Annotated in this window: 1 protein-coding gene; it reads right to left on the bottom strand. The window is 60.5% G+C overall.

The window, feature by feature from the left end; translation table 11 throughout:
* The coding region (locus GT030_RS24045; protein ID WP_161202883.1) for a hypothetical protein at positions 1–206 on the bottom strand (206 nt) is incomplete at its 3' end.
* Positions 207–443 lie beyond the last annotated feature (237 nt).

Genomic DNA, 443 nt, shown 5'->3' with positions numbered 1-443 from the left:
CCGCTCTGCGTGCCGCCCTGGGTGTTGTGGGTACCGCCCTGGGTGTTGAAGACGTTGCCGTAATACCCGTGGTTGAAAACAATGGTGACTTCTGCGGGGTATCCCGCATGGTTGCGGTTTTCCGCGGAAGCCTGGCTTGCCGTCGCGCCTGTCAGCGCCATGGCAGCGGCAAAAGACAGGGATGCATAGATTCCGACCCGCTTCACGGTAGGCCTTTCTTGCGGTAGACAGCAGAGAGGACTTCTTGCGGACCAAATTAGCCGCAAGTTCTCACTGCGTTACTACAGCGACACAGGCGATGTCACCCGTACAGAGTGCATGCCGGGCGATCGGCATGGGAGAACACGGCATCACCCCGCAGAGGTTTCCTCCGCGGGGTGATGAACTCCGTCTATCGATTAACCCTGGACTCCGCCCTGGGTGTTGCCGGTGCCGCCACCCTG

Source organism: Streptomyces sp. SID1328, assembly GCF_009865595.1.
GTDB lineage: Bacteria > Actinomycetota > Actinomycetes > Streptomycetales > Streptomycetaceae > Streptomyces > Streptomyces griseoluteus.
The sequence above is the reverse complement of the archived record's forward strand: the minus strand, read 5'-3'. Positions and strand labels throughout refer to the sequence as shown.